Origin of the sequence: Myxococcus sp. AB056, from assembly GCF_006547365.1 — a bacterium.
Lineage (GTDB): Bacteria > Myxococcota > Myxococcia > Myxococcales > Myxococcaceae > Myxococcus > Myxococcus virescens.
The window spans coordinates 1-24,678 of record NZ_VHLB01000004.1 but is presented as its reverse complement, the minus strand read 5'-3'; the positions used below and the strand labels follow the sequence as shown (position 1 = coordinate 24,678).

General features: G+C 68.6%; 21 protein-coding genes. 13 read left to right on the top strand and 8 right to left on the bottom strand.

Annotated elements, in window-relative coordinates; all coding sequences use genetic code 11:
- Positions 1-97: 97 nt before the first annotated feature.
- From FMP39_RS02925 to FMP39_RS02915, 3 genes are read left to right on the top strand one after another with little or no spacing between them, the layout of a single operon-like run.
- On the top strand, positions 98-475 hold the full coding sequence (locus FMP39_RS02925; RefSeq protein WP_141588504.1) for a response regulator: 378 nt from the start codon (positions 98-100) through the stop codon (positions 473-475).
- Positions 472-3,000 carry an ATP-binding protein gene (locus FMP39_RS02920; RefSeq protein ID WP_141588503.1) on the top strand — a complete coding sequence of 843 codons (2,529 nt, stop codon included), beginning with the start codon at positions 472-474 and terminating at the stop codon, positions 2,998-3,000. The genes FMP39_RS02925 and FMP39_RS02920 overlap by 4 nt, the downstream gene beginning before the upstream one ends.
- Entirely contained in the window at positions 2,997-5,024 is a 2,028-nt protein-coding gene (locus FMP39_RS02915) for a response regulator (RefSeq protein ID WP_141588502.1), read from the top strand. The genes FMP39_RS02920 and FMP39_RS02915 overlap by 4 nt, the downstream gene beginning before the upstream one ends.
- A gap of 10 nt (positions 5,025-5,034) precedes the next feature.
- Here FMP39_RS02915 and FMP39_RS02910 read toward each other — a convergent pair whose 3' ends face one another.
- Positions 5,035-6,672: a hypothetical protein gene (locus FMP39_RS02910; protein ID WP_141588501.1), complete on the bottom strand. Its 1,638-nt coding sequence runs from the start codon at positions 6,670-6,672 to the stop codon at positions 5,035-5,037.
- 71 nt (positions 6,673-6,743) lie between these two features.
- A complete protein-coding gene (locus FMP39_RS02905; RefSeq protein WP_141588500.1) occupies positions 6,744-8,441 on the bottom strand; it encodes an LVIVD repeat-containing protein in 1,698 nt (565 codons plus the stop codon).
- 293 nt (positions 8,442-8,734) lie between these two features.
- On the opposite strand from FMP39_RS02905, the gene truB reads away from it, so the two are divergent.
- Positions 8,735-9,643 (top strand): tRNA pseudouridine(55) synthase TruB, encoded by a 909-nt coding sequence (gene truB, locus FMP39_RS02900; RefSeq protein ID WP_141588499.1) that lies wholly within the window; start codon positions 8,735-8,737, stop codon positions 9,641-9,643.
- Between the two features lie 633 nt (positions 9,644-10,276).
- Here the strand turns inward: truB and tkt are convergent.
- From tkt to FMP39_RS02885, 3 genes are all read right to left on the bottom strand, one after another.
- Positions 10,277-12,340, bottom strand: coding sequence for a transketolase (gene tkt, locus FMP39_RS02895; protein WP_194858209.1), 2,064 nt, complete (start codon positions 12,338-12,340; stop codon positions 10,277-10,279).
- 171 nt (positions 12,341-12,511) lie between these two features.
- Positions 12,512-13,720, bottom strand: a complete 1,209-nt coding sequence (locus FMP39_RS02890) for a VWA domain-containing protein (RefSeq protein ID WP_141588498.1) — start codon at positions 13,718-13,720, stop codon at positions 12,512-12,514.
- 12 nt (positions 13,721-13,732) lie between these two features.
- Entirely contained in the window at positions 13,733-14,581 is an 849-nt protein-coding gene (locus FMP39_RS02885; RefSeq protein ID WP_141588497.1) for a MoxR family ATPase, read from the bottom strand.
- Between the two features lie 185 nt (positions 14,582-14,766).
- Here FMP39_RS02885 and FMP39_RS37305 point away from each other — a divergent pair, with 185 nt between their 5' ends.
- From FMP39_RS37305 to FMP39_RS02875, 3 genes are all read left to right on the top strand, one after another.
- A complete protein-coding gene (locus tag FMP39_RS37305) occupies positions 14,767-14,934 on the top strand; it encodes a hypothetical protein (RefSeq protein ID WP_174257196.1) in 168 nt (55 codons plus the stop codon).
- A 126-nt stretch (positions 14,935-15,060) separates the two neighbouring features.
- Positions 15,061-15,858: a cell wall protein gene (locus tag FMP39_RS02880; protein WP_141588496.1), complete on the top strand. Its 798-nt coding sequence runs from the start codon at positions 15,061-15,063 to the stop codon at positions 15,856-15,858.
- A gap of 162 nt (positions 15,859-16,020) precedes the next feature.
- Complete coding sequence (locus FMP39_RS02875) at positions 16,021-16,575, top strand: hypothetical protein (RefSeq protein WP_090491255.1); 555 nt, start codon at positions 16,021-16,023, stop codon at positions 16,573-16,575.
- A gap of 171 nt (positions 16,576-16,746) precedes the next feature.
- Here FMP39_RS02875 and FMP39_RS37300 read toward each other — a convergent pair whose 3' ends face one another.
- A complete protein-coding gene (locus FMP39_RS37300) occupies positions 16,747-17,016 on the bottom strand; it encodes a hypothetical protein (RefSeq protein WP_194858208.1) in 270 nt (89 codons plus the stop codon).
- A gap of 32 nt (positions 17,017-17,048) precedes the next feature.
- Here FMP39_RS37300 and FMP39_RS02870 point away from each other — a divergent pair, with 32 nt between their 5' ends.
- The 4 genes from FMP39_RS02870 to FMP39_RS02855 all read left to right on the top strand — a co-directional run bounded on the left by FMP39_RS02870 (position 17,049) and on the right by FMP39_RS02855 (position 21,128).
- Positions 17,049-18,161, top strand: a complete 1,113-nt coding sequence (locus FMP39_RS02870; RefSeq protein ID WP_141588495.1) for a 3-oxoacyl-ACP synthase III family protein — start codon at positions 17,049-17,051, stop codon at positions 18,159-18,161.
- The gene (locus FMP39_RS02865) at positions 18,161-18,757 is read left to right on the top strand and encodes a DUF2378 family protein (RefSeq protein WP_011557265.1); all 597 of its coding nucleotides are present in this window, start codon (positions 18,161-18,163) and stop codon (positions 18,755-18,757) included. Before FMP39_RS02870 ends, FMP39_RS02865 begins: the two co-directional genes overlap by 1 nt.
- Positions 18,758-18,832: 75 nt before the next feature.
- Positions 18,833-19,441: a hypothetical protein gene (locus tag FMP39_RS02860; protein WP_141588494.1), complete on the top strand. Its 609-nt coding sequence runs from the start codon at positions 18,833-18,835 to the stop codon at positions 19,439-19,441.
- A gap of 235 nt (positions 19,442-19,676) precedes the next feature.
- Positions 19,677-21,128, top strand: a complete 1,452-nt coding sequence (locus FMP39_RS02855; RefSeq protein WP_194858207.1) for a hypothetical protein — start codon at positions 19,677-19,679, stop codon at positions 21,126-21,128.
- Between the two features lie 16 nt (positions 21,129-21,144).
- Here the strand turns inward: FMP39_RS02855 and FMP39_RS02850 are convergent, their stop codons facing one another.
- Entirely contained in the window at positions 21,145-21,804 is a 660-nt protein-coding gene (locus FMP39_RS02850; RefSeq protein ID WP_228557601.1) for a hypothetical protein, read from the bottom strand.
- Between the two features lie 9 nt (positions 21,805-21,813).
- Positions 21,814-22,296 carry a nuclear transport factor 2 family protein gene (locus FMP39_RS02845; protein WP_141588493.1) on the bottom strand — a complete coding sequence of 161 codons (483 nt, stop codon included), beginning with the start codon at positions 22,294-22,296 and terminating at the stop codon, positions 21,814-21,816.
- Positions 22,297-22,612: 316 nt separating this feature from the next.
- On the opposite strand from FMP39_RS02845, the gene def reads away from it, so the two are divergent.
- Positions 22,613-23,119: a peptide deformylase gene (gene def, locus FMP39_RS02840; protein WP_140796157.1), complete on the top strand. Its 507-nt coding sequence runs from the start codon at positions 22,613-22,615 to the stop codon at positions 23,117-23,119.
- A 13-nt stretch (positions 23,120-23,132) separates the two neighbouring features.
- Positions 23,133-23,831: a sterol desaturase family protein gene (locus tag FMP39_RS02835; protein WP_141588491.1), complete on the top strand. Its 699-nt coding sequence runs from the start codon at positions 23,133-23,135 to the stop codon at positions 23,829-23,831.
- Positions 23,832-24,678 lie beyond the last annotated feature (847 nt).

The window sequence follows — 24,678 nt, the reverse complement described above, 5'->3', positions numbered from 1 at the left end:
GTGGCCGGTAACGGACTGTTCCACGAGACGGGCCAATCCCTGACGCCGGTGCGCCCGCTTCCGGGCACAGCCGCCCTGGTAGAGTCCGGCCTCAGCCATGACGACCCTTCGCAAGGTGATGCTCGTTGACGATGAAGATGACATCCGCACCATCGGCAATCTCAGCCTCAGCCGTGTGGGGGGATGGCAGACGGTGCTCGCCGCGTCTGGGGCGGAGGCCCTGGAGAAGGCCCGCACGGAGAAGCCCGACCTCATCTTGCTGGACGTGATGATGCCGGGCATGGACGGGCCCACCACCTTCGGCCGGCTGCGCGCCGAGGCGTCCACGGCGCACACGCCCATCATCTTCATGACGGCGAAAATCCAGAAGCAGGAGGTCGCCCGCTACCTGGAGCTGGGCGCGCTGGGCGTCATCGGGAAGCCCTTCGACCCGATGACGTTGCCCCAGGAGATTCGCGAGCTGGTGCCAGGGTGAGTCAGGGGCTTCGCCTCTCCCGTCGCTCGGGCGTGTTGGCGGCGGGCGCGCTGCTGCTTTTGTGCGGCCTGTTCGCCATGGGCCGTCCGTGGGCCACCTCCGACAATGACCGCTACCGCAGCGCGCTGCGGCACCTGCGCGTGGCCAGCGGTGATTTGGAGATGGATGTGCTGCGCGAACGCATGGGCCTGCGCACGCTCCATGGCTCGGACCCGGAGGACTTCGCCGCGCTGAGGGCCCGCGCGGACGCGCTGCGACAGTTCCCCTCCTTCCTGTCCGCCATGGACCGGCGCACGATGAACGCGGCGCTGGACCTGTTCGTCAGCGCGCTGGAGGAGAGTGCCGCGCTGCTGGAGCGAGCCCGCGCCGCGGACGCGCGGGGTGAGAAGGAAGCGGCGGACGCGGCCGTCCAGGCCCTGTTGGAGGGCACCGTCAGCACGCGGGCGGAGCGCCTCATCAACACCTACCTGGAGCTCTACGAGCGCACGCAGGCGCGCAACGAGCGCTCGCGCATCATCTTCTTCATCGTCTCCCTGGCGCTGGTGGCCTACGTGCTGGTGGTGATGGTGCGGCTGTCGCGCGCCACCGCCGACCTGGCCGCGCTCAACACGGACTTGGAGCGGCGCGTGGAGGAGCGCACCCGTGCCCTGTCCGCCGCCAACGACGGGCTGCGCGCCAGCGAGGCACGCAAGGCCGCGATTCTGGAGGCCTCTCCGGACGGCATCCTGCTGCTGGACGGCGGCGGGGACTTGCTGGAGCTGAACCCCTCGGCGCAGAAGACCTTCCAGGTGGGCGCCGCGGACGTGGTGGGCCGCGACTTCCTCTCCGTGGCGCTCCCGGCGGAGCTGCCGGACGGTGCCCGTCAGAAGGTGCTGGCCGCGGGGCGGAACACCGCGTCGGGGCAGGCCACGCGGTTGGAGTCCCCGTGCCTGCGCAGGGATGGCAGCACCTTCCCCGCGGAGCTGACCATCGTCCGCGTGCCCGGAGAAGGTCCGCCTCGCTACACCGTCTTCGTGCGCGACATCACCGAGCGCAAGGCGGTGGAGCGGATGAAGAACGAGTTCATCTCCACCGTCAGCCATGAGCTGCGCACGCCGCTTACCTCCATCCGCGGCTCCCTGGGCCTGCTGGAGGGTGGCATCGTGGGCGATATTCCGCCCCAGGCGCTGGACATGGTGCGCATCGCCCGCACCAACACCGAACGCCTCATCCGCCTCATCAACGACATCCTCGACCTGGAGAAGATGGAGGCGGGCAAGCTGGAGCTGAAGGTCTCCACGCCGGAATGCTCGGACCTGGTGGAGTCCACCTTCGCGAGCGTCCGGGGCATGGCGGATGGCGCGGGTGTCTCGCTCCACGCCGAGGTGACGGGCACGCCGCAGGTGAAGGCGGACCGGGACCGGCTGGTGCAGGTGCTCACCAACCTGGTGTCCAACGCGGTGAAGTTCTCCCCGCAGGGCGCGGGAGTGACGGTGCGCGTGGGGGAAGAGGCGGACGGGCGGGTGCGTTTCAGTGTGGTGGACCAGGGCCCCGGCATCTCCCAGGAGCAGCGTGCGCGCCTCTTCGGCCGCTTCCAGCAACTGGACAGCTCGGACACGCGCTCCAAGGGAGGCACGGGGCTGGGGCTGGCCATCTCGCAGGCCATCGTGGAGCAGCACGGCAGCCGCATCACCGTGGAGAGCGAGGAGGGCCGGGGCTCCACCTTCACCTTCACGCTGGAGTCGGCCCGGCCCGCGTCCGTCATGCCGCCGCCCGTCTTCCCCAAGGACGCGTCCCGCCATGAGGTGCTGGTGACCACCGCGGACGCGGAGCTGGCGTCGCTGCTGGGCGGGCTCCTCGCGCACGAAGGCTACCGCGTGGTGCGCGCCACCAGCCTCATCGAGGCGGCGAAGCATCTGGACACGGCCCTGCCGGACGCGCTGGTGGTGGACATGCGGCTTCCGGAAGGGCACGCGCTGGACTGGGTGCGGCGTCTGCGCGAACAGCCGCGCACGCACGAGTTGCCCGTGCTGGCGCTGTCTGGCCGCTCGGAGGACGCGGAGGGCGTTCCGCACTGGGTGGACTGGATGCCCCGGCCGTTGGAAGAGTCACGGCTGCTCAAGTCGCTGCGCTACGCCACCCGGCAGCCGGGCCAGGCGCGCGTGCTGGTGGTGGATGACGACGCCAGCACGCGGCGCACGCTGTGCGCGCAGATGGAGCGGCTGGGCGTGCAAGTGTTCGAGGCGGCGGACGGCGAGAGCGCGGTGGAGCTCGCGCGCGAGACGACACCGGACCTCATCGTCCTGGACGTTGGCCTGCCGCGCCTGGACGGCTTCGAGGTCGTCGACATCCTCCGTCAAGGCAAGGGCCGCGCCACGCCGCTCATCGTCTTCACGGGCCGGGATTTGACGCGCATGGATGAGCGGCAGCTCACCCTGGGCATCACCCGGCACTTCACCAAGTCGCGCGCGTCGGAAGAGGAGCTGGTCTCCTCCGTGCGTGACCTCCTCAACGGCCTGCTGGCGAGAAAGGCACACCTCTCATGAGCAGCAGGACGCTCCTGTTCCTGGAGGACGACAAGGATTTGCAGTCCCTGGTGGGCACCTTCCTGCGTGAGAAGGGCTACCGCGTGGAGCCCGCGCGCAGCGCGGCGGAGGCGCAGGCCGTGCTCGCGCGCGTGCCGGTGGACGCCGCCATCGTGGACGGTCTGCTGCCGGGGATGACGGGCGCGGACTTCATCCGCGAGCTGCGCAAGACGCAGCCCAAGCTGCCCATCCTCTTCGCCTCGGCCTTCTGGAAGGACTTGAAGAGCCACGAGCTGCTCACGCGGCAACTGGGCGTGGTGCGCATCATCCACAAGCCCTACAAGCCGGAGGAGCTGCTCGTCTGGGTGAACCAGCTCTTCCCCGCGCCCGCCCTGCCGCATCCGCCACCGCCCGAGGCGCTGGAGGAGGCGGAGGACGTGGAGGTGGAGGTGGAGGTGGACGACCTGGCCGCCAGCCTCGCGGCGCTCAACGCGGAGTACGGCGCCCGGCTGAAGGAGAAGGTGGCGGCACTGGAGGCGCTGCTCGTTCGCGGGCGCGGGGGTGACGCGGCGGCGCTGGAGGAGGCCTACACGGTTGTCCACAAGTTGCACGGAACCGCGGGCAGCTACGGCTTCGCGGAGGTGAGCATCCGAGCGGGCCAGTTGGAGGCGGTGCTCTTGCCGGCCCGGGCTGGGGCGCCCGTGGATGTGGCGGCGCTGGACGCATCCTTCCGCACGCTGGCCGCCGCGGCCTCCGTTCCGGTGAAGCCCGCCGCCGCGCCGCCGCAGTCCTCCGAGGGCGTGCTGCTGGTGGTGGATGAGGACGCGAAGCTGCTGGCCGAAGCGGAGCGCATGGGGCGCCAGGTGGGCGTGGGCGTGGTGACGGCGCGCACGGCGGACGCGGCGTGTGAGGTGGCGCGGCGGCAGTGGGTGGATGGCGTGCTGGTCCACCTGGACCTGGGCGGTCCACTGGGTGGCCTGGCCGTGGCGCATGCGCTGCGCGCGGAGGAGAGCCTGCCCGTGCTGCCGCTGGCCGTCACGGGTGCCCGGGACGTGCTGGAGGAACGGGTGGCGGCGGCGCACGCGGGGGCGTCCCTCTTCCTGCCACGACCCTTCACCGTGGGGGACTTCTCCGCCGCGGCCGAGCGCATGGTGGCGGCGCGCCGCCCGGAGCGCGCGCGGGTGATGGTGGTGGATGACGACCTGGACGCCATCGCCGCGCTGACGCAGGCCCTCGCCAGCGACCAGATTGAGGTGGTGGGGCTGAACGACGCGCACGGGCTGATGGAGGCGCTGGCGCAGCACCGGCCGGACCTGTTGCTGCTGGACGTGCAGATGCCGGGGCCCAGCGGCTTCGACCTGTGCCGCATTCTGCGCTCCACGCCGGAGTGGCAGGAGCTGCCGGTGCTGCTGATTACCGCGCACCTGGGGCTGGAGTTCCGGCTGGCGGCCTTCCAGGCAGGGGCGGATGACTACCTCTCCAAGCCGGTGCTGCGCGAGGAGTTGCGAGCGCGCGTGCAGGCTCGGTTGGAGCGCACGCGCCTGTCTCGCGAGCGGGCGGAGCGGGATGGGCTGACGGGCCTGCTGCTGCGCCGGCCCTTCCTGGACGGGCTCCGCGCCCGGCTGGCCGAGTCACGGCGCCAGGGAAAGCCGCTGGCCTTGTGCTTCCTGGACGTGGACCACTTCAAGCGGGTGAATGACCGCTACGGCCACCTGGCGGGAGACCGCGTGTTGATGTGGTTGGGCCGGTTGCTGGGCGCGCGCTTCCGCCGCGAGGACGTGCGCGGCCGTTGGGGCGGCGAGGAGTTCGTGGTGGGGCTCTTGGGGGAGAGCGCGGGCAGTGCCTCGGAAATCCTCGCTCGTACCGCGGCGGAGCTGTCGGACATGACCTTCGACGGCGACACCGGCGAGCCCTTCCACGTCACCTTCAGCGCGGGCATCGCGGTGTCGCCGGGGGACGGCGACACGGTGGAGTCGCTGCTGCGGACCGCGGACGCGCGGTTGCTGCGCGCGAAGGAGAACGGCCGCAACCGCATCGAGGCGTGAGTCCCAGGGCTCACGGCTCGTTGAAGATGAGCAGCCCGCGCGACGTGTCCACCACATAGATGCGGCCGTCTCCCGGCACGCGGATGCCGATGGCGCCGTCGGTCAGCTTGTCTGTGCGGTTCCGGTCTGACTCCCGGAAGGTGTTGTAGTGCGCGATTTCGCGAGGCTGCGAGGGGTTGGACACGTCCAGGACGCGCACGCCCTCATGGTAGTACGCGACGTAGAGCCGCGTGCCCACCAGCAGCATGTTGTGGACGGAGGTGAGGCCGCGCAGGCGGTACTCACCAATCTTCACGATGTTCGCCGGGTCGGTGACGTCCAGCACGCGGATATGGGCGCCCATCGTCTCGCCGCCCTCGAAGGCCACGGTGCGGCCATTGAAGGTACCCACCGCGTTGGCGTGGCTGAAGACATGGGGATAGGTGTAGCGGCCGAGCAACTCCGGTGTCTCGCCGTCCAGCCCTGCGATGAGGAAGCCATCGTCGAGGTGGTTGATGTAGAGGCGCCCCTCATACGCGAAGGCGTCATGCGGATAGCCCACACTTCTGGGATACGTGAAGCGAGTGAGGAGCTGAGGCTCCAGCGGTTGGGTGATGTCGAAGATGAGCGTCTGCTTGTGGGATGGCGACATGGCATAGAGCCGGTTTCCATCCACGAAGAGGGTGTGCACGTCGACTGGGCTGCCACCGCTGGGGTGGTTGCGCACGAAGGCGGGCAACCGCGGGTCGGCCAGGTCGAACACGAGCAGGCCGGAGCGAGCGCTGCCGACGTAGAGCGCATTGTCTCGAGCCCACACGGCATTCCAGTAGTCGCTATGGCCGAATCGGATGACCGTCTGCTGGACGGGAATGTAGGGATTGCTCACGTTGAAGACGGCGAGGCCGCCGCCGACGCCTCGCCGGTCGATGGCCACGACATAGGCGTGGCCATGGGTGACATACACGTCCACAGGCGTGTCCAGGCCCACGGGCATTTCGGACAGGAGCTGGAGGTTGGCGGACTCGGGCTCGCCCTCTCGCCACGTCATGCGCTCGGCGCGGAAGCTACCGCTATGGCGCAGGGTGCTGCCTCGGCACCAGAGAACGCAGCCGGTGAGGCTCCGTGGCCCCTGGGCGTGACAGCCGATGAACGTGTAGCGGTCTTGGAGCCCGGTTTGGCTCGTGGGTTCGGAGGAAATGAAGAACCGCTCGCCATTCATGGTGGCTGCATGGGGCTTGCGTCCCATGATGGACATGGGCTGGCCCGAGGCATCGAACTGGAAACCACCGTTCTCCGGGAGGACTCGTACGGTGCCGGGCTGCACCTGGGTCTCGTACCGGATTTCCGCGCGGTAGATGGCGCCCTGCCGCTCCAGGCCCGCGAGCGAGCCGAAGTCACAGTCTGGCATCACCAGTGTCTCCGGCGCGTTGCACGCCGCCTGGGACGTCTGCGCGGGACAAGACTCGAAGGCTCCGGGGTCCACCCATTCCCCCAGCTCCGGAAGCACCTCCCAGGGGCCGTTATAGGTCGGTAGCGTGGGCTCCGGTGGCGTGGGCTCCGAGGAGGAGCAGGCGGACAACGAAACGGCGCAAACAAGCGCCAGCAGCGGGCGCGCGGCACGAACAGACATGAGGTGCAGCCTCTGGAGGAGGAGAAGGGGCGCCCGCATCGTTTCGCGGGCGCCCTGTGTTTCAGCATAGAAGCCATCGCGAGCGCCGCAAAGTGACGCCCCCTGCTGGCTCACGGCTCGTTGAAGATGAGCAGCCCGCGCGACGTGTCGACGACGTAGACGTACCCATCCCCGGGCACGCGGATGCCAATGGCGCCTTCGAAGGCGCCGTCCGTCCGGTGCGGGTCTGTCTCCCTGAAGGTGTTGAAGTGCGCCACCTGCCGGGGCTGGGTGGGGTTGGCCACGTCCAGCACGCGCACGCCCTCGTGATACCAGGCGACGTACAGCCGCTCGCCCTTGAGAATCATGTTGTGGATGGAGGTGGAGTACCGCATGCGGTGCTCGCCAATCTTCACGATGTTCGCCGGGTCGGTGACATCCAGCACGCGCAGGTGCGAACCCGGAAACTCGCCGCCCTCGAAGGCGATGGTGCGGCCCGCGAAGGTGCCCACCGCGCTGTGGTGCGCGAAGCCACCGAACCCCGGGTAGATGTATTGGCCCAGGTGGCGCACGTTCTCCAGGTCGGTGACGTCCACGATGGAGTAACCGCCATACGCATTGCTGAGATAGAGGCGGCCCTCGTACGCGAAGAAGTCATGGGGCCCGCCGAGCGACGAGCTCTCGGGCAGGGTGATGACCTGCCGCAGGACGGGCGCCAGCGGCGCGCTGATGTCGTAGACGCGAGTGCTGCCCACGAAGTCGGTGATGTCGGACGCATACAGACGGTCCCCATCCACCAGGACGGTGTGCACGTTGGAGGAGCCGTTGTCCGGCAGGCTGCGGATGAACTCCGGTGACCCCGGGTTGGAGATGTCGAAAACGGAGACGCCGGTGTCGGCGCTGGCGACATACAGCACGTCGCCCTTCGCCCACACACCGTTCCAATACGAGTCGCCCGGCAGGCTGATGGAGGCCTTGAAGAAGGGATGTGCCGGGTCGCTCACGTCGAAGACGGTGAGCCCGCCGAAGCGGCCTGCCCGGTTGGCGGACACCACATAGGCGTGGCCGTGGGTGACGTAGACATCCACCGGTACGCCCAGGTCCACGAAGGACTCGGCGACGAGCCGCATCCCACCGGACGACTCGGCTTCGCCGCGCCGTTCCGCCCGCTCGGCCTCGAAGGTGCCCGTGCTCCGGGTGGAGGACCGGGGCGTCTCCGTGCAACGGACATAGCAGCCGGTGATGACGTCGGGCCTGGGCGTCTCACAGCCCGCCAGCGAGACGACGCGCTCCCCGGTGTAGGGATTCGACTGTCTGCCGGAGAGGAAGAAGGTGCCGCCGGTCGTCTTCCGCGTGGTGACGGGAAGGCCCAACACCTTGTCGGTTCCCCCATCCGCGAAGAGCTGGAAGGCGGCGCTGCCCGGCGTGACGGACGTTCCCCCATCCGCGAGCCGCCTTTCCGACCGACCGTCGCCCACATAGATGCCGTGTTGCTCCACCGCGGCGAGCTGGTCCGCGTTGCAGGACGACATGTCGAAGTTCGCTGGATCCGCGCAGGCCTCGAGGCTGGGGTTCTCCACGGTGAACCGGCACGCGGAGAACGCTCCCCGGTCAATCCAGTCACCGGGGTCGTCCAGCACGGTGTAGCCCCCATCCCAGGGCGCCTCGGGCCCCGCGTCCTCGGAACCCGCGTCCGTGCCGGAGTCCGTGGGCTGCTGGCCCGCGTCGGGAACGGGCGGAGGCGGGTCGTCATCACAGCCGGTGGTGGCGGACAGCAGCAGGGTCAGGGCGGACAGCAGGACCCAGCCCGGGCGAAGCGGGGACGTCATGGAGACACCTCATGGGGAAATGCGAGGCACTGCGGGGATGGCCGTCCTGCACCTGCACGCAGGCATACGCCTGTCATGGCGTTCCCGATTCGAGATGATTGCCAGGTGAATGCCAAAGGACGGGCAATGCGGCCGTTGCTTGTTTTTTGGGCGGGAAATGGTCCTGGGCTTGCGAGCGCGCGGCGCCCCGGCGCACGACATGAATTGTCTTTCATTGCGGACATGGCGGGAGTTCCTCCTTCCGCCACCGCACTCCCGGCCGGGGTAGGGTGGGAGGCCACAGGAGGGTCGCGGTGGGAGGGAAACTGAGTCCGGGCATCTACCGGGTCCACAAGCCGGTGGGCGCCACGAGCTTCTCGGTGGTGCAGCGGTTCATGGAGGAGGCGAAGGCCGCGCAGCCGGGCAAGCGGATACCGGTGTGCCACGGCGGGACGTTGGACCCCTTCGCGGAAGGGCTGCTGCTGGTGCTGGTGGGGCAGGCGCCGCGCCTGTTCGAGCTGCTGCACGCCGTGCCCAAGGTCTACGAGGCCGAGGTCGTCTGGGGCACGGAGACGGACACGGGGGACCTGCACGGCCGGCCCGTCCTCCAGGGAGACACGGCGGCGCTGACGCCCGGGGCCCTGGACGCGGCGCTCACGTCCTTTGTGGGCTGGCGGGAGCAGGTGCCTCCGGCCACCAGCGCGAAGAAGGTGGGGGGCGAGCCCGCCTACCGGAAGGCGCATCGGGGAGAAGCCGTGGAGCTGCCGCCCTCGCGCGTGTACCTGCACGCCGCGCGCTGGCTGTCCCATGACCTGCCGCGCGCCAGCCGCCTGTGGCTGAGCTGCCGTGGGGGCTACTACGTGCGCTCGCTGGCCCGCGACGTGGGGCGCGCGCTGGGCTGCGGGGCGCACCTGTCCACCCTGCGGCGCACGGCGATTGGCCCGTGGGAGGACCCGGAGCCGGAGCAGCGGGTGTGGCTGCACGGACGCGACCTGTTGCCCTGGGCCCGCGTGCGGACGCTCACGGACGCGGAGGTGGGCGAGCTGCGCCGCGAGCGCCCCGTCCCCGCGAGCAGCCTCCAGCCGGCGGATTGGGCGCTGCCCCCCGGCTTCCCGGATCCGGAGGCCCCCATTCGGGGCTTCCACCAGGGGCGCCTCGCCTTCCTGCTACGGGAGCGCGACGGCGCGCTGTGGAGCGAGCTGGAGCTGCGCGGAGGGCTGTAGGCCCGCGCGCGGGAAGCAAGCCCCGCCCCGCCGTTGCCAAGGTGTCACGTGCCCCGCCCGGGATGGGCCACCGGTGACAAGAGTCACCACCTGGGAGCCGTCCCGGTGATGACGGTTGTCACCGGTGATGACAGTTGTCACCACCCCGCACAGCCCCGTGAACAGGGCACCCGAATCCATAACCCATTGGAAAGACTTGGGACGCCCAGGTGGGCCCACCGGGACCCGTGTGTGGCACGCCACGCGCAATAGGACAGGACATCACGCTCCAGCACGGAGCGGGGCTCGAAGCACGGGGGGCCTGGCCGGGGGGCCAGGCGCCGGGGGGCGAACCTCCCGAGCGAACGAGCCAGTCGGACCTGGAGGACTTGAAGGTGCGAGCGGAAGCCGGTTCGGGGGAACCGGGATGCGACCGGGGGGACGCAGCGCTCACGCCCACGAGGCAGCCGGGAACGACGTTGAAGTGACCTGATGGGCTCATGGCGTGGGGGGAACCCCAGCCGGGGGGCTGGGATGCGACGGGGGTCGCACCCTTCCGCGCCATGAGTCCGCCAGGACGAGCACCTGGATGCCGAAAAGGCCCGAGGGCCTCGGACCGTTGGGGGACGGTCCGAGGCCCTCTCTTTTTGCGGGCTACGGCCGCGTCTTCGTCTTCTTCAGCGAGTCCTTCGCCTGCAGAGCCACGTGGTCCGCGGTGAAGCCGAACTTCTGCTGCAGCGCCTTGATGGGCGCGGAGGCGCCGAAGCTGCGCATGGCGACGATGTTGCCGTCATGCCCCACGAAGCGCTCCCAGCCGAAGGCGGCGCCCTTCTCCACCGCGACGCGGGCGCGCACGGACGGAGGCAGAACGCTGTCCCGGTACTCCTGGGACTGCGCCTCGAACAGCTCCCACGACGGCAGGCTGACCACTCGCGAAGGAATGCCGTCCGCCTTGAGCTTCTCCTGGGCGTCCAGGCACAGCGACACCTCGCTGCCGGTGCCGATGAGGATGACCTCCGGCTTGCCGCCCTCCGCCTCGGACAGCACGTAGCCGCCGCGAGCCACGCCGGACGCCGCGCCGAACTTGCTGCGGTCCAGCGTAGGCACGGGCTGGCGCGTGAGCACCAGCACCACCGGGTGCTTGCGCTGCTGGGCAATCACCCGCCACGACTCGACCACCTCGTTGGCGTCACCGGGGCGCAGCACGATGATGCCGGGAATCGCGCGCAGCGACGCCAGTTGCTCCACCGGCTGGTGCGTGGGGCCGTCCTCGCCCACGCCAATGGAGTCGTGGGTGAAGATGTGGATGGCGGGCAGCTCCATCAGCGCGGACAGGCGGATGGCGGGGCGCTCGTAGTCACTGAAGATGAGGAACGTGGCGCCGTAGCCGCGCAGCTTGCTCAGGCACAGGCCGTTGACGATGGAGCCCATCGCGTGCTCGCGCACGCCGAAGTGGATGTTGCGCCCCGCGTACTCGCCCGGCTTCATCGCCTCCCCGCCGGTGATGTACGTCTTCGTGGACGGGTTGAGGTCCGCCGAGCCGCCCACCAGCCACGGGTAGTGCTTGGCGATGGCGTTCAGCACCTTGCCGCTGGAGTCGCGCGTGGCCAGTCCCTTGGCGTCGGCGGGGAACGTCGGCAGCTCCGCGTCCCAGCCCTGGGGCGCGTCGCGGCGCTGCATGCGCTCCAACTGGTCGGCCAGCTCGGGGAACTGCTTGCGGTACTCAGCGAACTTCTGCTCCCACTCCGTGCGCAGCTGCTTGCCCCGAGCGCCCATGCGCTCCTGGAAGCGCTCGCGCACGCCGTCGGGGACCAGGAACTTCTCGTCCTCGGGCCAGCCGTAGAAGCGCTTGGTGCCCTTGATTTCCTCGTCGCCCAGCGGCTCGCCGTGGGCCTTGGAGGAGCCCTGGAGCTTGGGCGCGCCGTAGGCAATCTGGGTGGTGACGATGATGAGCGTGGGCTTGCCGCGCGCCGTCTTGAAGGTGCGCAGCGCCTCACCCATGGCGTTCAAGTCGTTGGCGTCCGGCACGTGCAGCACGCGCCAGCCGTAGGCCTCGAAGCGCCGGCCCACGTCCTCGGTGAAGGCCAGGTCGGTGCTGCCGTCGATGGAGATGTGGTTGCTGTCGTAGATCCAGCACAGGTTGGGCAGCTGGAGGTGGCCGGCGATGGACGCCGCCTCGGACGCCACGCCCTCCATCAGGTCGCCGTCGCCGCAGATGGCGTAGACGTCGTAGCCGAACATCTCGAAGCCGGGGCGGTTGTAGTAGCTCGCGAGCCAGCGGCTGGCCATGGCCATGCCCACGCTGTTGGACACGCCCTGGCCCAGGGGGCCGGTGGTCGTCTCCACGCCGCTGGTCCACCGGTACTCGGGGTGGCCCGGGGTGGACGAGTCGAGCTGCCGGAACTTCTTGATGTCCTCGAGCGACACGGTGGGCGCGTCCTCGACGGTGTACTCCCGCGTGACGCGCTTCACCCCGGCCAGGTGGAGCAGCGCGTACAGCAGCATGGAGGCGTGGCCGTTGGACAGGATGAACCTGTCCCGGTCCGGCCAGATGGGGTGGGACGGGTCATACCGGAGCTCCTGCTGCCAGAGCTGGTACGCCACGGGGGCCAGGGACATGGGAGCCCCCGGGTGGCCCGAGTGGGCCTGCTGTACCGCATCCATGGCGAGGGTGCGGATGGTGTTGATGGCCAGCACGTCCTGCTTGTCGGTTGTCATGGTGTCCTCGCGGTCCCGCTCGCGTGCGCGCGCACCATGCCGCAAGTGACGCTCCAGGTGCTGCACCAAATGCGCTGGGGCTCGCCCGGCCGTCCGCCAGTCCACGGGCGCACCCGGAATTCCTGCCCTGGGGGGCACGGGAATGAATCCCGCGCGCCCTACGGACACGCCTCAGCGCCGCGCCGCCGCGCCCCTCACGGTCCGTCCGCGCGTCAGGTGCGTGACGGCTTCACCCAGGCCCTCCACCGTCAGGGCGAACATGGGGAAGAGGCGGGCAATCACGGAGATGGTCCCCGTGCGCCACGTGCCCATGGGCTCCGGGTTGAGCCACACGTTGCGCTCGAAGTGCTGCGCCAGCTGCATCAGCCACGTCAGCCCTTCCAGCCCGTCCGTCTTGTAGTGCCCCTGCGCGTCGGTGCGGATGGACAGCTCGTAGGGCGCCATGGAGGCATCCCCCACCATCACCAGCTTGTGGTGCCGTCCCACCTGGGCCACCAGTTCCGGCACCGTGATTCCGCCAGTGAGCTGCGGCGTGGCGTAGAGCTTTCCGTAGACGCAGTTGTGGAAGTAGTAGGTGCGCAGCTCCTTGAAGTGCGTCGCCTGGCTGGCCACGCTGAACAGCCGGCTCACCAGCGCCGCGTACGGGTCCATGGAGCCGCCCACGTCCATGGCCAGCACCACGCGCGTGTTGGGGCGTCGTGGCGGCCGTGTCACCACTTCCAGCTCACCGGCGTTGCGCGCGGTCGCGGCGATGGACTCGTCCACGTCCAGCTCGTCTGGCGCGCCGTCCCGGGCGAAGGCGCGCAGCTTGCGCAGCGCCACCGCCATCTGTCGCGTGTCCAGCACCACGTCGTCGCGGTAGCCGGCGTACTTCCGGGCGCCGGCCTGCATCAGTGCGCGGCCCTGGCGGTTGCCCGCGCCGCCGCCCACGCGGATGCCCTCGCGGCCGAAGCCGTTGTTGCCGAAGGGAGAAGTGCCGCCGGTGCCCACCCAGCGGTTGCCACCGTCGTGGCGCTCCTTCTGCTCCTTCAGGCGCTCCTCGAAGAGCCGGCGAATCTCCTCCGGGTCCAACTGCTCCAACAGCGCGACTTCCTCGGGGCTCAGGTCGGGCCGCTCGCGGGCCTCCTCCAGCCAGTTGAGCAGCTCCTGCGTCAGCTCCAGGCTCGCCGACTCCACGCCCTGGAAGTGGGCGAGGAAGGCCTGGTCGAACGCATCCAGCTGCGTCTCCGAGTGCACGAGCAGCGCCCGGGCCACATGGTAGAAGCCGTCCAGGTGGCTGTCGTGCAGGCCCGCTCGCAGCGCGCCAGCCAGCGCCAGCGCCTCCTGGGCGCCGACCTTCAGCCCGCGCCGGCGCAGCTCATAGAAGAAGGGCAGGAACATGGCAGCGCCTCGTCAGGCCCGGGGACGGCGCCCGCGCCCGAAGGCCTCCGCCACGGAGACCAGGTCCTGCTCCTTCTTCAGCAGCGCGCCCAGGAAGGGGAGCTGTTCGTCCAGCTTGAGGTCGTTGACGCCCTGGGCCTTGAGCACGGCAATCCAGTCGATGAGCTCGCTGGTGGAGGGCTTCTTGCGCAGGCGGGTGAAGCTGCGCAGCTCGTAGAAGACCTTCAGCGCCTGCTCGGACAGCGCGCTGTCCAGGCCCGGGTGGTGCACGTCGACGATGCGGCGCATCAGCTCCGCGTCTGGGAAGTCGATGAAGTGGAACACGCACCGGCGCAGGAAGGCGTCGGGCAGCTCCTTCTCGTTGTTGGATGTAATCACCACCACGGGGCGGTGTTTCGCCACCACCTCGTCACCCGTCTCGGTGACGCGGAAGCGCATCCGGTCCAGCTCGTGGAGCAGGTCGTTGGGGAACTCCAGGTCCGCCTTGTCCACCTCGTCGATGAGCAGCACCACGCGCTCGGGGGAGGAGAAGGCTTCGCCCAGCGGCCCCTGGCGGATGTACTTGCGGATGTCTCGCACGTCCCCGTCGTTGAAGCGCGAGTCATACAGGCGCTGCACGGTGTCGTAGACGTAGAGGCCGTCCTGCGCGCGGGTGGTGCTCTTCACGTGCCAGGTGATGAGCCGGTGCCCCAGGGCCTCGGCGATGGCCTCCGCCAGCAGCGTCTTGCCGGTGCCGGGCTCGCCCTTCACCAGCAGGGGGCGCTGGAGGGTGAGCGCGCAGTTGACCGCGGCCTGGAGGCTCTCGTGGGTCAGGTAGGTGTCGGTGCCTTTGAAGCGGACGGGAGTGGGCGCCTGGCTCATGCTCCGTCCCTTTAACACCCGCCGCGGTGTCTGGGGGGCTCACGTACCCGGGGCTCCGGAAACGTCAGACCCGAACGGCAAGCTCGTTCGTATGTCTCGGGCAGAAGCAGCCGGGCGGACTCGCGGGGAGGAGACCCGCGGGGTTGGTCGGCATTCACGTCCGTCACTTGCATCGAGGAGGCGCCATGGGTCACCTGTTTGTTCCAGCACTGTTGCTCGTGGGGGCCTTCTCCCTGGCGGCGCGCACCTGCGGGACGGCCGCCGTCAGCCGGCCGCCCGAGCTCCAGCGGGAGGCGCCGGAGCGCGCCCTCCCTCGGGCCGAGCCGCCAGCCACCGTCAGCGTCCGGGGGTAGGCGCTGCGCTGGCGGGAGGGGCCGACCTCACGGGATGTATGGCTTCGCCCGCCGGTCAACGATTGGTGCGAGCCAAGCACAGGTTTTCACACCGGTTTCCCGGGGCCCGGTGTATTCTCCCGAGCAATGTCCATTGCGAATGCTCTTGGCGAAGTCTTCCGGCGCGAACTCGATGCGCAGTTGGTCCCGTTGCAGCAGGCGGTCCGGCGCATGGAGGAAGGCCTGGAGGCCCTGGAGTTGCTGCGTGAGGTGACACACCGGTTGGCGCCGCTGACCAGCCGTCTCGGCGCCATGGCGGGAGTGCGGACGCCCACGGCGCTGCCCGCGTCCACGCGCGGAGGCCGCAAGCAGGTGGTCGCAGCGCCAAAGGGGCGCGCAGCCGTGGGCCGGCCCGTGGCCGCGAAGCCGGTCGTCAATCAGGCGCGCGCGGAGGAGGGCACCCGGGCGTGCGCCGTCATCGGTTGCGAGCGCCCCAGCCGTTCCAAGGGGTACTGCTCGGCGCACTACCAGAAGCTGCGGTTGCTGATGCGGACCAACCGCCGGCCGTCGGCGTGGAAGGACGACGCGCTTCCGCAATCGGTGGAGGACGTGACGCTGCCGCGTGGCCGCGCCGCCAGCAAGGCGCTGCGTGAGGGTGGCGCCAGGAAGAAGGCCCCGGCCCCCGTGGTGGCGCCGCCGCCGCCCGCCGCGGAGAAGGCGCCGGCCGCCGCGAAGAAGTCAGCGGGTCGGAAGGCCGCGGGCGCGAAGAAGGCCGCACGGGCGAAGAAGGCCCCGGCCGCCGCGAAGAAGTCGGTGGCCAAGAAGGCGCCGGCCGCGAAGAAGGCCGCGGCCAAGGGTGGGCGCCAGGTCAAGACCACCAAGGCGAAGGCTGGAGCCGGCAAGCGCAAGAAGGGCCGCTCCTCCTCCCAGGGCTCGCTGTTCTGATTCGAGCGCCGCGCTCGGCGGATTCCCTCGGGCCTTCGGGCCCGAGCAGCTCAAGTGGAATCCAGGAAGCGCGGCGAGCAGGCCGGACGAGCGACCGGTTCCCGGACATCCCCTTCGAGTCTCCGTTGACAGTGGCGGGGCGGGGATGGGATTCGGCCCGGCATGAGCGAGCAAGGTTATCCGGTCACCGTGGCGGTGCGTCGTCCCGACGGGCGGGTGGAGCAGGTGCGTGTGGGCACGGCGTTCAAGAGCGGCGAGGGCTTCACGCTGACGCTGGGAGAGATGTCCATCGGTGGCACGCCGGACGCGGCGGCCCCGGCAGCGCGGCGTTCAGCGCCCGCGAGCAGCGGTGGCGGCGGTGGTGGTGATGGAATGGTCTTCCCCAACTACGGCCGCAGCAAGGGCGGACCCATTGTCGGCGCCAGCATGGGCGACCTGGAGTTCTACGCCAACGGCGCGCGCCGCACGCTGAATGACGCGAGCAAGTCGCGCTGGCACGACAAGGAGCGCCAACTGCTCGCCGCCATCGAGGCGGAAATCGCGCGGCAGCGGGGCGGCGACGCGGGGGGTGGCAGCGACGGTGGCTATGGCAGCCAGGGCGGCTATGGCAACCAGGGCGGCTACGGTGGTGGCCGGGGCGGTGGTGGCTTCGGAGGCGGAAGCTACGGCGGCGACGACATCCCTCCACCGAACGACGACGACAACATCCCGTTCTGAGCCGCGCCAGGTCGGTGAGTGGCCGCCCCCAATGGGTGGGCGGCCTTCCCGATGTGTTGATTTCAGCACAGCCGTCTCATCTGCCCTTCAATCCAGATACTCCCAGTGAGAGGCTCGGCGCCCGGATTCGTCGCATGGGTCATCAATCACTCATGCGCGCAGCGGCCCTTTTCACAGTGCAGTGAAGTCATCGGCGACACCTGGGGTGACATGCTCAGTCACTGAGAGGAAATTCTCATGACGGAGCGCTTCATTCGCAACGGTTGCCGCTTCATTTGTGAAGCACTGGAAATCTCCAGTAATCTCAGTGGCTTCGTCGCACCATTGACTGGAGGATGATTCACGGGTGAATCGGTCCCATTCGCCAGCGGCAGTTGTTTCAATGACTTCGTATATGGCCTGAATCCTGCTCAATCCCCGTTGCCAGGGAATCCCTCCCATATGGCGAGGCTGTGAAAAAACGGGGCCATTAAATGACACCCAATGTCTGTGTCGTCGGAGCCGGTGCCTTCGTTCCTTCACGCGTGGTGAGCAACGAGCGGATCGCCAGGGCCATCCCAGGGTGGCCGGCGGAGCGCATCGAGGAGAAGGTCGGCATCCGGGAGCGCCGCTTCCTCTGGGACATCGACGAGGCCACGGGCCGGGCGATTCCGCCGCCCGAGAATGACGGACACGTCTACCCGGCCAACAACACGGACATGTGCGAGGTGGCGCTCCAGAAGGCGCTCGCCCAGGCGGGTGTGGATGCCAAGGAGTTGGACGCGCTCTTCGTGGTGACGTGTACGCCGGACGCGCCGCATTTCAACCACGACGCCATGGAGCTGCACCGGCGGCTGGAGCTGCGCGAGGACGCGTTTGGGCTCGTGGTGGACGACGGCTGCGGTGGCACGCCGTACGTGTTGGACATGGTGAAGAAGATGATGGACGGAGGGCGCTTCCGCACGGTGGCGGTGGTGGCCTCTGCCTTCACGTCTCCGCTGGTGAACCGGGAGGTCTACACGGACGAGCTGCCGCCCGGGCCGGGCCGCTCGAAGACGCTGCAGGGCTACCTCTCCATGTATGTCTTCGGCGACGGCGCGGGCGCGGTGGTGCTCCAGTCGAAGCCAGGGGAGTCGGGGGCGGAGGGTATCCTGGCGTCCTTCTCCGGCAACGCGTACGGAGACCTGGTCATCCGCAAGGGGGGCGGCCTGTTGAAGCTGCCGTATCAGCCGGGGCGGATGCGCCCGGCGGACATGGCCTTCGTGGTGGATGGCTTCCGCGTGGCGCGCAGCTATCCAGAGTACATGCAGAAGTGCCTCGACGCCGTCCTCGGGCCGCGTCCGGAGCTGCGTTCGAAGGTGGAGCGGTACTACTTCCACCAGCCGAACAAGCGGGTGATGGACGCCTTCGTGGAGCGGGCGGGACTGCCGCGTGAGGCGGTGGCGTGCAACGTGGACCGCTACGGCAACACGTCGGCGGCGGGGATGCTCATCCTTCTGGCTGAAGACTTGGAAGCAGGACGCGTGCGTCTGGGAAGTGGTGACCTGGTGGTGGTGGCAGCGGTAGGCGCGAACGTCCATTACGGCGCGCAACTCGTGAGGTTGTAATGAACAAGATGGATCCAAATATCGCCAAGGAGTTGGACGCGCGATTGGCGCTGGCGACGAAAGACGACACGGCCCGCGGGCTCTTCTTCAATGGCGTGGTGTCCGCCGTTCGCACGATGGGAGGGGACGCGGCGGTGGAGCGCTGTCTGGCGGCCAGTGGTGAGACGCGCTTCATCGACTTCTTCAACTACCCGGTGGCCGCCTTCCTGCGGATGTCCTTCACGGCGGCGCAGGTGATGGGCCCGGAGCACGGCGGCTTCGACGGAGCGCTGCGGCGCATGGGCGTGGTGGCCACGACGGACTTCCTGTCTTCGGCGGCGGGCAAGACGCTGCTGCTGCTGGCGTCGGACAGTCCGAAGCGGCTCGTGGGCAACCTGCACTCGGGTTACCGCGCGGCGGTCAGCTATGGCGAGCGCGCGGTGAAGTGGACGGGCGACACCAGCGGCATCTTCACGATGAAGCGGGACTTCATGCCGCCCGCCTACCACGAGGGCACGCTCCAGGCCGTCATCGAGGCGGTGGGCGGCAAGCAGGTCCAGGTGCACGGCCGGCAGACGGGGCCGCTCGACACCGAATACACGCTGTCGTGGCAGTAGCCCTGGCGCGGGGCGCGTCGAAGGGGTGCAAGCGGTGGGCTGAAAAGCCCCTCACGGTCTGGAGGGAGATACGCCATGTCGCGAAAGCTCGGCGGTGCGGTGGGGATGTTGGGTGTCCTGTTGCTGTCGGCGCAGGCGGGGGCCAATGAGGTGGTGATGCAGTTCCGCACGCAGGAGGACCCGGCGAGCCCTGCGGACCCAGCGGTGTGCGCGGCGGCGCCCTTCGAGGTGAACGTGAAGCTGGGCGGGAGTGTGTATGTGCCAGAGCACAATCCCAAGGACGGCAAGGTGGTGGACGGGGGCGGCCGGCGCGTGGGCTCGGCGACGGCGTGCGTCCAGGTGACGGACAGCGCCTTTCCCGCCGGGCAGCAGCTGAATGTCTACATGCGCTACAACCTGCCGGAGGGGCGCTTCACCGCGCGGGGCACGTGCACGCTGGTGAGCAACGACGTGCCAGCGGCGGGGCTGGTCCTGGCTGGCTGCGCGATGCGACTGGTGGACGTGCCCAAGGGCTTCGTGGGTGGCTCGGTGTCGAGCACCAGCGTCTTCAATCCCCGCAAGCTGCCGGGCTACGCCACGGGTTCGTATTACACGCTCTACGCCTACCGTGATGGCCGCCAGCGTGACGCGAGCAAGGTGACGGAAGCGCATGCGGCCGAGGCCGCAGCGAAAGCGAAGAAGTAGTCGCCACTCGGCCACACTGGATCCACGGGACTGGGCACTGGGCAGGCGCTGGACAGAGGTTTGCCCAGACACAGGAGGGTGCTGTAGACGGCGCCACCCTGTGTTCATTGCCCAGGCCCGATGAGCAAACGTGGCGGTCCTGCGGCAGGCTCGGCCATCCCCACGTCGGCCCAGGCCCGACGAGCGTGTCGAGCATGGCATTCCCCGCGTCGGGCCAAGGGGCGATGATGCGCCCATGGACCGCAAGCGGATGGAGTTCTACACGGCACTCGGGTACCGGGCTCCTTCAGCCGCGGTAACGGCTCAGGCGACGTCCGGAGTCGCGAGCGCCGACGTATCGGAGTTACCGCCGCTCGGTCCAGACGACCTGGGCGCGCTGCGCGAGCGCTTCCTGCGCGAGCCGGAAGAGGTCCTGAGCCTCATCTGCCAGGACTTGGGCGCGCCCGTTTCAGAGGGAGCCCTGGTGTACGTGCTCCAGGAACTGGAGCAGTCCTTGCGCGAGCCCGAAGCCGCGCTCCAAGCCCTGCGGCAACCGGCATTCCAGGCGCGGGCCTCGGCGTCACTGCCGCCGGAATTCACCTTCCCGCTGATGACGAATGAAATCCCCATCGACTCCTCGCGAACCCGCTTTGAGCCAGTGGCGGACCTGCGCGGATGGCTCCTGTTCAGCGGTCGCGCCTGGCTTCACGGCGGCTGGCACCGAGCGGAGTTCCGTCGGCACGACGATGCGCATCACGCCACCCGTTTCCGTTACGAGCTCCGCGAGCCCGCGCCGGGACGGCCGGTGGAGGTAGCGTTGTTCGGAGGCTTCGGCACGGGCGAATACCCCGCGCGCTATGTGGCCCGTCAGCTCATCATGCGAGGCGAGCGGCTGGAGTACGCGGTGCACCTCGGGGGCGTGTACTACGCGGGCCGTCGGGGCGAATTCGACGCGCACGTGGCCGAGCCGCTCGAACCGATGCTGCCCGTCACAACGCTGATGACGTTGAACGCGGGCCCGGAGATGCGCTCCGGAGGCACGCCCTTCTACCGCTACCTGGACGAGCGGCGAGGCGCCTCACGAGCGAAGCAAGTCCAGGAGGGAAGCTACTTCTGCCTGGCCTCGGAGCGCTTCCAACTCATCGGCCTGGACACCGCGTACTTCGAACCAGGACGGCACCAGGACCCCGCGCTCCTGAGTTGGCTGGAGTCAGTGCTGAAGGAGGGTCGCCAGCGAGGCGCAACGAACATCTTCCTGAGCCACGATGCGCCCTACCGATACGGAGAAGCAAGGCACGCCGGTTTGCTGGAAGACCTCCGGGAACTGGCGGTCGAGCGCGCACAGGTCGACGTGTGGTTCTGGGGCGCCACGCCCTACGGAGCACTGTTCGACCGGAGCGCCGCGCTCCCGTTCCTGGGAGGAAGCCTGGGGCACGCGGGGCTCCCGGTGCGAGCGGTGACGCCGGGTCTGAAGTCTCCAGCACCCGTGCGCTTCCTGGAGTCGCACGCACGCTTCCCCGAGTGGACGGACCTGAGACCCGAGCTGGGCAACAACGGCTATGGCTCGCTGCTGCTGCACGAGGACGGCACGTTGGGCCTCCAGCTCCTGGACTGGCGGGGCAACGTTCGCTGCACGGCCAAGTTGGCCCGCGAGGGGGACGGCCCGCTGACGTACCAGCACCTCGAGACGTCCGAATCGGAGCCGTGAGCGCGCGGGCGCGGTGTCACAGCCAGACGCGTGTGTACCAAGGCGGTCGGGAAGGCACGCTCCTTTTCCGGTTCGGGTCGGCAGGGCGCGGCACGGTGACGTACCGGAGCCGGTATCCGTGAGGCAGCGTCTTCCAGTACGTCACCTGCCACGGCGTCAGCACCTCGCCGTGTTTCGACTCGCCCACCGGCTGATGCACATCGCCGAGTGACTCATGGAAGTGGAACTCTGCGTCCGCGGCTTCAAGGCTCGCGGCCTCGATGACCCAGGCGTCCTGGGCCTCGTCGGCGGAGGGCTCCTGCCCCGCGTTGACGAACCGGCTCCAATCGGGCCTGGCGTGATGCTCCCAGACGACGCCGCCGGCATCCGTGAGCGAATAGCCAAAGGGAGTGCGGGACTGCCGGGCCTCGATGGCGCTTGAAATCTCCTCGGGGGAGAACAGCTCCTGCAGCCCGTCCGGAAGCGCGTGGACGCGAATGAGTCCGCGCTCGGCGAGCAGCGACAGCCGCTCACACAGCTCCTCCCGGTACAGCCGCGGATCGTCCGCCATGTTGAGCGCGATGTGCGGGTTCGGCTCCACGAGCATGTGCAGGGGCGTGGGCAGCTCCATGGCGGCCTCCAGAAGCCAGAGGTCCAGGGCCTCCACTGGCGGGCGCTCACTAACGGGCGGTGCCATGCGTTCTCCTCACTCCTGGGGAATGCCACGCTCGCGCATGAAGATGTCCAGGGACTTCCGGGCCTTCGACTGGACCTTCTTCTTCAACAGGGGCGTCCACCCGAGCACCAGCCCGGTGGGGCCCAGCGCCTGACGGGACCAGGTCCAGAAGTCGAAGTGGTCGCGGTGCCGGACAATCTTGCCGTCGCGGAACTCGAACTCGGCATCGATGCGGTTGAGCACCTTCCTGCCGGTGCCGCTGAACGTGTAGGTCGCATCCCAGTGGGCGCGGCCCCGGTGGTCATCGGCCTGCACGTCTCGGAAGGTGACCTCCAGGTCCTTGCCGCGCTCGCAGAGCATGAGCCACATGGCTCCGGGCTCCCGGCGACGGAGTCCGACGAAGGCGGCGTCAGAGAACTCCACCTCTGGGTGGTAGCAGGCGGCCATGGCCTGGGCATCCCGGCGTTGGAACGCTGAGTAGAAGTCGGTGATGAGTTGGGCGTGCGGGTGCATGGGACAGGTGTAGCAGACCTGTCAGTGAAGACGCGCCAACTGTCCGGATGGCCTCGCTCGGAGGGTGAAGCTGGGGATGTTCCGCTCGAGCGAACACCCCGCATGGGGGGCCGGCGGGAACAGGCGTCCGGCTGGGGCTGGACGGATGGCTTCAATGGGGAGCGGGAGGTCCTGACGCGCGCCACGATGGGGCCGGGCGTTGCCTTGGACCGGCGGAGAACGGGCCCGGTGGGGGAGGGCCGTCGTGTGAACCGGTGGACCGTTGCCATGCGGAATCGGGCGGCGCTGAGGAGGCGTGCATGGCAGATTGCGGCCCATGGCTCGCGACATCGTCATCTGGCCCCATAAGGTCCTCACCTCGTCCACCAAGCCCGTGACTGACTTCGGCCCCCCGCTCGAGAAGCTCTTGGAGCAGATGGCCGAGTCCATGAAGGAAGCCGAAGGCATCGGCATCGCCGCCAACCAGGTCGGCGAATCCCTGCGCGTGGCGCTGGTGGGTCGGGAGGACGGCACCTTCTTCGAAATCGTCAATCCGCAGATTCTGGAGAAGAAAGAGCCGGTGACGATGGAAGAGGGCTGCCTGTCCGTCCCGCGCGAGTGGGAGAAGTGCCCGCGCTTCCACAAGGTGAAGGTGCGCTACCAGGACAAGTCGGCCGAATGGCATGAACTCGAGGCGGAAGGCCGGCTCGCGCACGTGCTGCAGCATGAAATCGACCATCTCGACGGGCACGTCTTCGTGGACCACCTGTCCAGCCTCAAGCGCACGCTCATCCTGGACCGGATGAAGAAGCTCCAGAAAGTGAAGGCCCGCCAGAAGGGCTAGTCAGGATGACAGGATGGCCGAAGCCGCCAGGGCCACGCGCTCCATCCCCGAGCGCGTGGCGCGATTCCGCGAGGACTATCGGCGCAAGCACGTGAGCCCCCACTACTCCGGGCGCGCGCACTTCGTCTTCACGAGCCTGGGCTCGCTGGCGGTCATCGGCTTCGCCGTGTCCCTCCTGGAGGGAAGGCGACCCCTGGAATGGCTGACGCTGCCCGCGGTCTTCCTGCTGGGCAACGTGGTGGAGTTCCTGGGGCACCGAGGGCCCATGCACCACCGCCGGCGAGGGCTGGGCCTTCTTTTCCAGCGGCACACCGAGCAGCACCACCGCTTCTTCACGCACGAGGCCCTGGCCTACGAGTCCGCTCGGGACGTGAAGATGGTGCTCTTTCCCCCGGTATTGCTGCTGTTCTTCCTGGGCGCCATCGCCGCGCCACTGGGGGCGCTGTGCTTCGTCCTCATCTCGCCGAACGTGGGGTGGCTCTTCGTCGCATCAGCGGTCGGGTACTACCTGACGTACGAGTGGCTGCACTTCTGCCACCACCTGCCGCCCGAGCACCTGGTGGCCCGGCTCGCGCTGATGCGGCAGCTGCGCCGCCACCACGAAGCCCATCACGACCCTTCGAAGATGCAGCGCCACAACTTCAACATCTCGTTCCCGTTTGCAGACTGGCTCTTCGGGACGTCATGGCGGGCTGACAATGACCGTCGCTAGAAGCCCTGAACGCCAGGATCGCGCGCCCTGACTTGAAGGGCCGGCTGCTCTCCGAGCGGTAAACTCCGGATTTTTCAGGTGGAATGCTCTTCCCCGGGACCTGGGTTGTCACCAATGAAGGTGCGTTGAACCCGCAGGGGCGGACGCTGGGGTACGACGCCGATCAAGATCCATTGACGTGCAGGAAGCGGCGCGTTAGTAAGTGAACCCCTGCTCGCCGCCTCGGTGCCCGTCACCCAGGAGACGATCGGGAAGAACGGGCCGACGAAGTTTGTTGACCCTCAACGCGGCGGTGATAGAAGCCGCGCCCCTCGCAAAGAAGCCCGCGCACTGGCGCGGAAGGCACTTCGAGCGAGTCAGTACGACAATACGGAATACGGCAGTCAACGCAGCGAGTTGACAGGAGACGCGGCGGTGGTACAAGCCGCGCCCCGACGAAGAAGCCCGGAAGGAAAGGGCGGACGAGTCGAGGGAGTCAACGAAGCAGCGGTTGACAGGGAGGGCGGCGAAGCGGTAGAAGCCGCGCCCCTCTGGAGGAAATCAGCGGAAGCCACTGGGCGGCGCTGAAGACTCCGGAAGCCAGCAGGACGGCGAAAACAGCAGCTTGACAGAAGACGCCGAACTGAAATAGAAGCTGACACCCCGCCGGGCAGAAAAAGACGGCGAGGCAGCAACGAAGAAGACGGTAGCAGGAAGTCGCTGGCAAGACAAGCGACTCGGTCTTTGAAAACCAAATAGCAAGCCCAAGAAGAAGCTAGATTGCGGAAACCGCAGTCAATTTCTTAAGACGGTGCCAGCCAGGTCGCGCTGCGAAGCGCAGCCGGCAGCACTGTAACGAATCAGCGAG